The organism is Bartonella sp. CL71SXKL (genome assembly GCF_042194935.1).
Taxonomy (GTDB): Bacteria; Pseudomonadota; Alphaproteobacteria; order Rhizobiales; family Rhizobiaceae; genus Bartonella.
This window is the reverse complement of sequence record NZ_JBHINI010000004.1, coordinates 64,478-70,559: the sequence shown is the minus strand read 5'-3', so window position 1 is coordinate 70,559 and position 6,082 is coordinate 64,478. Positions and strand designations below refer to the sequence as shown.

Genomic DNA, 6,082 nt, shown 5'->3' with positions numbered 1-6,082 from the left:
TTCTCATTCATTGCGTTTAGAAGCGTGCATTTTTTTCATTTAGAGATGCTGCTGTAGTTTAAGCACTTTGGTCAATAAGCGGCGGCTTTATCTTGAACGATGATAATCTAGTGGGAAAACAAATCGAATTACTCAAAACAGCTTTTGGGCGTTCTGAGAATAATAGCTCCTTGCTTCTTTCTTGCGATATTTAGAGCAGTATACCCATTTTTTTTTACAACCGAAATTTCACAACTAAAACTAATCTAGAGTGCTTTTTTCTGCCTAATTTCTATTTGAGCGTAGGAAATATCTTGAGCTTATAGCTGAAGGGTATAGGTATTGATTGTAAATTATGGCATGGGATGGAGTATGGTTGGTTTTGTGGGAAATCGGCTTTGGTTGATTGCAGCTGGAACACTTTCTGTTGATCTATCGTGTGACTTTGTTTTGGTTATGATAATGATCTGGCTCTAAGATAGAGTAGGGGCTTGTACATCAATTTATTTATGCTCTATAATTTATGCCTATAAAGCTGCTGTAAAGTGTGTGTTATGAGGATGATACACATTGTTACAGTTTTTGGGCTTCTTTTGTTTTGAATGGAAGGTATTTTCCTTCGCGTAAAATAAAATATCCAAAATAAAGTGCCATATAGTGCCATATAATGAATGTCCTATAGGCTCTCTGTGCCCCCATGCATGTTCCTCTCTATGAAATGTCCCTCTCTACGCAATGTCATTGTGGTGTGATGAGTATATTCAAAAATATCTCTTAGTTCTTATTCATATCCGTTGAGCCTCTCTCATCTTTATGCTTGCAAAGGAGAAAGCCGGCACTATCATCATCTTTGCCAGTCCCCAATGTTGCGGCAGCCTTTGGAACTTGAGACAATTCATTAGAAGCATTATTTTTAGTCCTTTCTTGTACAGTTTCACTCTATACGGCAATCCCACGTTTCATATGTAAGAGAATGGTTTTGATTGCTTCAATATAAACAGATTTGTAATGAGAAAATCTTAGGATATTCGGGATTCTTATGCAACATACAAAATAATTAATTATCTTTATAAATCAACGTGTTGTCGTGTTATGGTAGCGTCATGCTATAATGTAAAAAGTTTTCGCAAAGTGTGTAGCATCTGTTTCATAGCCTCTTTACACTTATGAATGTACAATCCAGCACTGCTCTATTTTCTCGCTTGCGATGTTTAACCGTTATGGCATTGGAAATGATATAGAAAGGGAATTTTTATGCTTTAGAGGGTGCTTGCTTGTGGTGTGTGAATGGTTTTGATTGATTTCAGTTATGCTTCATAAAGATGCTGTTCGTTGCGTGTTATAATTGTATAAATTTGGGGGGATGATTATCTTTTTACTGGTTTTGTCTTGGGTTGTTGTTTTCTTTGTGGTCTTGTCTTTATTCACATCTTTATTCACATCTTTATTCACAGGGGGGAAAAGTGTATAGACTGTAGTTTATGGCAGAGACGATTCGTATTATAGGCATTGATCCCGGATTACGGCGTACAGGGTGGGGCGTTATCGATGTTGCGGGTAATCGTCTTCAGTTTATTGCAGCAGGGACGGTTTCTTCTGATGTAAAGTGTGAGCTGGCTTCCAGACTATGTCAGATCCACAAAGGTCTTTCAGAGGTTGTGCATCAATTTATGCCCCATGAAGCCGCTGTAGAACATGTGTTTGTCAATAAAGATGCTACAGCAACTTTAAAACTTGGGCAAGCACGTGCAATTGCACTGCTGGTTCCTGCGCAAGCAAATCTTCCTGTTTTTGAATATGCGCCCAACAAAGTGAAAAAATCGGTTATTGGTGTTGGACATGGGGCTAAAGAACAAATCCATATGATGGTCAAAGTTCTCCTCCCACGGGCTGAATTTGATAGCAGTGATGCGGCTGATGCTCTTGCTCTTGCTCTTTGTCATAGTATGCACCGTAACAGTATTGACTTATCTTATCAGGCAAGGAAGGCGATATGAGTGGGGTGGCAACATGATTGGCAAATTAAAGGGCACTCTTGAACATATCTTTGATGATCATATCCTTCTTGATGTGCACGGTGTGGGTTATGTTGTTTTTGTGTCAAATCGGCTGCGTCCTTCTTTACCCTCTGTTGGGGAGGCGTTAAGCCTTTTTATTGAAACGCATGTTCGGGAAGACGCAATCCGCCTTTTTGGTTTTGCTACAAGAGCTGAACAGGAGTGGTTTTGTCTTCTACAAAATGTTCCTGGAGTAGGGGCAAAGGTTGCTTTGGCAATCTTGGGTACTTTATCGCCAGATGAACTTGCACAGGCTATTGCTTTAAACGATGTTGCGATGATTAGTCGAGCGCCGGGCGTTGGTAAAAAAGTCAGTGAAAGAATTGTGGGTGAGTTGAAAAGTAAAACACTCCCCTTTGAACAAGCGCTCAAGACTGTTTCGGTTTCTCAGCGTGAGATGACCAATCAACCTGCGCATGATGCGCTTTCCGCGTTGATGAAGCTAGGGTTTGAACGGGAGCATGCATCCCGTGCTCTTGCTCTTGCGATGAACGCTCTTGAGGGGGAAACTGTTTCTTCTGCCCTGCTGATCCGCCATAGTCTCAAATTGCTTTCTTCTCCTACTTAAAATCAAGGTAACAATGCATAAAGATGAAGATAAACGCCTTCTGGGTTCCGCCTCCCTTCCTAACGATCCAGATCGTTCCTTAAGACCACAAGTTCTCGATGACTTTATTGGTCAAGAAGCGGCACGGGCTAATTTAAAAATATTTATTGAAGCAGCAAAAACGCGGCAAGAAGCGCTGGATCACGTTTTGTTTGTAGGGCCACCGGGGTTGGGAAAAACAACGCTTTCACAGATTATGGCAAAAGAATTAGGCGTTAATTTTCGCTCTACTTCAGGGCCGGTCATCGCTAAAGCAGGAGATTTAGCCGCTCTCTTGACCAATCTTGAAGAACGTGATGTCTTGTTTATTGATGAAATTCATCGCTTAAATCCGGCGATTGAGGAAATTCTTTATCCAGCCATGGAAGATTATCAACTTGATTTGATCATTGGGGAGGGGCCGGCCGCACGCTCGGTGAAAATTGATCTGGCTAAATTTACTTTGGTAGCGGCAACCACACGTTTGGGGCTTTTGACCACACCGCTGAGAGACCGTTTTGGCATCCCAATTCGTCTCAATTTTTATACGATAGAAGAATTGGAATATATTGTGCAGCGTAATGCGCGGCTTTTTGCCGTCAAGATTAGTGATGATGGTGCCCATGAAATTGCACGCCGAGCACGGGGGACCCCTCGTATTGCCGGACGGCTTTTACGGCGCGTTTGTGATTTTGCTTTGGTTAAACAGGCAAAACAAATTGACCAAAAAATCGCCGATGAAGCGCTTTCGCGCCTTGAGGTCGATCATCTTGGTCTTGATCCGCTTGATCGTCGCTACTTGCTTCTGATTGCGGAAACTTTTTTAGGGGGACCGGTGGGGATTGAAACGATTGCTGCTGCTTTATCAGAACCACGCGATGCCATTGAAGATATTGTTGAACCGTATTTGCTCCAACAAGGTTTTATTCAAAGAACTGCTCGTGGACGCATTCTAACTGAAAAGGCTTGGAGCCATTTAGGGCTTTCTGCTCCAGCCTCTACAACGTCTATACAAAGGCGTTCTCAACTTTCTGATGCTCAAGACAATTCATCACTTCAGACGTCTTTATGGGATGGGGAAGATGACTAAGGCATTTCTTCATTAAAAGAAACTATTTGAACATTTTATAGCAAGGTCATAAAATACAAGAGACGTGCTTCCTTTAACATATTCTGGTCGAAAAAGTTTGGCACTATTGAGGGTTTTTTGCTTTTGCTTTCCACAACTTCAACACAAAAATGTGTTCAATCTTTTGATTGATAAACAATTTGCTATATTAGCTATATTAGATGATTTTATGGGGCATGAAGTCGATGACAGAAATAACACCTTTTAAGAGCAATCATACAAACGCTTTTCATAATTTTCAGGTCCGCGTTTATGTTGCTGATACAGATTTTTCCGGTGTGGTTTATCATGCGCGTTATCTTGAGTTTTTTGAACGAGGACGTTCAGAGTTTTTACGAGATGCCGGTTTTAATAATAAGATGTTAGCAGCAGGGGTTGAGGGAGAAAAACTGTTTTTTGTTGTTCGTCATATGGAAATTAATTTTTCAAGACCAGCTAAAATTGATAATCTTTTAGTCGTTAAAACACGTGTTACTCATATCCAAGGGGCACGCTTTTTTATGGAGCAATCTATTTTGCATGAGATGACCACGTTGGTAACAGCCAAAGTTGAAATTGCTCTGATTAATGAGGAGGCAAAACCGCGACGTTTACCCAAAGAACTTTTTGCAAAAATTCTTGGTTAAAAGTATTATTCATTGAACCAGCAGCTTTAGGAGAGATCGGCAGATATAAAGTAATCTACAATCTAAAACTATACATTTATCATAGCCTAAATGTTTTCCAACAAGGTTACACGATACAGCAAAAGAAAACAGCTCTGCTACAACACTACAATAAATTGAAGATGATATTTCACAAAATTAAACACGCCTCATCCATGTTATGATTCAAAAACAATGTCGCCTCATCCATTTTCTGCTATAAACTCAAGATATTTTCTTTCTTTTGAAGAAAGGTTTGTTGGCATCGGAAAACAGCGAAAAGTACAAAAAAAATAAATAAAAAATGGATTAAGATTTGTTTTTATAAAAATGCACATACCCAGCGCAATATTGCAATAAAGTGATAATAAGCCATTAGGTCGAAAATTGTCTCAAAACACCCAAAGGGTGTTTTTAAGCAATTTGATTTGTTTTTTTACTGGATTGTCATTTGGCATCACAAGAGCGCGTGTTTCATCCATTTCTATCTATAATGCATCACTTTATGTGCGCTTCTAAGCGTAGTAAATGAGTGAGAGATCAATGTATATAAAGCAGAAATGCATTCTTGATTTAAAGTTTCAAAAGCATATTATTCTATATAATATATTGACTTAGAAAGATAAATTATCACTTCTCACGGGTACAAACCCTAATAGAGGAATAAAATACTTTACATTTCAAATCTGTTCATGTTGAAACAATTAAAATCATTTGCTTACACATCATAAGAGAGCAATATAAATCATTGAAAAAATTGTAAAAATGTTCCTTATGTATCATTTTCAATGCAATAACGATCAAATATCGCAAGTGAGCAAAGAGAGCGAAGAAGCTGGTTTTCATGAAGTAAAGACGTGAAAAGGCTTTTTTCATATCACAGAAGCTTTTACGTTATACCATAGTGTCAGAGAGATGATAGGCATTGAAAGAGGCAAATTCACAACACAATGAGATTACATGAGACTTACACTAGATTATATAGGACTTGTAGGGGTGCGTGGGGGAGGCGCATTGTTGTGAGGTGTGGTAGGGTGGTTTAGTGTCGTTTTTTTGCCCGATGGTGTGATCTTATTAAAGAATGAGAGAAACAATAGCCTGAGGCAAAGCATAATTTTTCATGATGATAACATATTTATTTATAATGATAATTCACAGCGTTGCAATTTTTAGATAATTCTGAAACTTGTAAGATTTTTTCTTTTCAAGCTCTATTGCTGCGAATTAATTAAAAACATTTTCTTACATGTCACAAGCGGGGTTGATGAGTGGGTACAAAAACACTTAAGAAAGGAATAAAATGCTTCTTATGAATCTTTTCAAGTGCTAAGACTTATTGCAGCATTTTAAGCTTAAAACGCGTATGATGATTTAGCGTTCTTTATCATAAGCGTAAAGATGGTGGTGCATAATAGATTTTATATTATGCATTTTTATATCTTTTATTTTTATAGTATTTATGGAGAAGTTCTTATCGTTATATTTTTCATAAATGCTGTTGTGAAATGAGGAGGGGCCTGCATTGAGGGATGTCTCTCGTCATCACTTTTTAAGGAAATTTAAGAAACAAGTCTTGTTTTAGCGCATGGATTTATGTGAGACTAGAGTTTTTACTTAAATTTAGAAACTATAAAATAATCTGTTTTATAAAACTTTTAAAAATACACCTTTCATTTAGAGGGACAAA

General features: G+C 38.3%; 5 protein-coding genes. All 5 read left to right on the top strand.

Features of this window, described 5'->3' with window-relative positions; all coding sequences use genetic code 11:
• Nucleotides 1–321: 321 nt before the first annotated feature.
• The 5 genes from ACFILA_RS03310 (at nt 322) to ybgC (ending at nt 4,377) form a co-directional block, all read left to right on the top strand.
• Nucleotides 322–456: a hypothetical protein gene (locus tag ACFILA_RS03310; RefSeq protein ID WP_273790469.1), complete on the top strand. Its 135-nt coding sequence runs from the start codon at nt 322–324 to the stop codon at nt 454–456.
• 1,004 nt (nt 457–1,460) lie between these two features.
• Nucleotides 1,461–1,976: a crossover junction endodeoxyribonuclease RuvC gene (gene ruvC / locus ACFILA_RS03305; protein ID WP_273790468.1), complete on the top strand. Its 516-nt coding sequence runs from the start codon at nt 1,461–1,463 to the stop codon at nt 1,974–1,976.
• Nucleotides 1,977–1,989: 13 nt separating this feature from the next.
• Nucleotides 1,990–2,604 (top strand): Holliday junction branch migration protein RuvA, encoded by a 615-nt coding sequence (gene ruvA / locus ACFILA_RS03300; protein ID WP_273790467.1) that lies wholly within the window; start codon nt 1,990–1,992, stop codon nt 2,602–2,604.
• A 13-nt stretch (nt 2,605–2,617) separates the two neighbouring features.
• Entirely contained in the window at nt 2,618–3,712 is a 1,095-nt protein-coding gene (gene ruvB / locus ACFILA_RS03295; protein ID WP_375658577.1) for a Holliday junction branch migration DNA helicase RuvB, read from the top strand.
• A 224-nt stretch (nt 3,713–3,936) separates the two neighbouring features.
• Nucleotides 3,937–4,377, top strand: a complete 441-nt coding sequence (ybgC, locus tag ACFILA_RS03290; RefSeq protein WP_273790465.1) for a tol-pal system-associated acyl-CoA thioesterase — start codon at nt 3,937–3,939, stop codon at nt 4,375–4,377.
• The last annotated feature ends 1,705 nt before the right edge of the window (nt 4,378–6,082 follow it).

Excerpts from the sequence above, each read along its gene's own strand:
- ybgC (WP_273790465.1), top strand. The coding sequence starts at position 3,937 with ATGACAGAAATAACACCTTTTAAGAGCAATCATACAAACGCTTTTCAT.
- ruvA (WP_273790467.1), top strand. The coding sequence starts at position 1,990 with ATGATTGGCAAATTAAAGGGCACTCTTGAACATATCTTTGATGATCAT.
- ruvC (WP_273790468.1), top strand. The coding sequence starts at position 1,461 with ATGGCAGAGACGATTCGTATTATAGGCATTGATCCCGGATTACGGCGT.
- ruvB (WP_375658577.1), top strand. The coding sequence starts at position 2,618 with ATGCATAAAGATGAAGATAAACGCCTTCTGGGTTCCGCCTCCCTTCCT.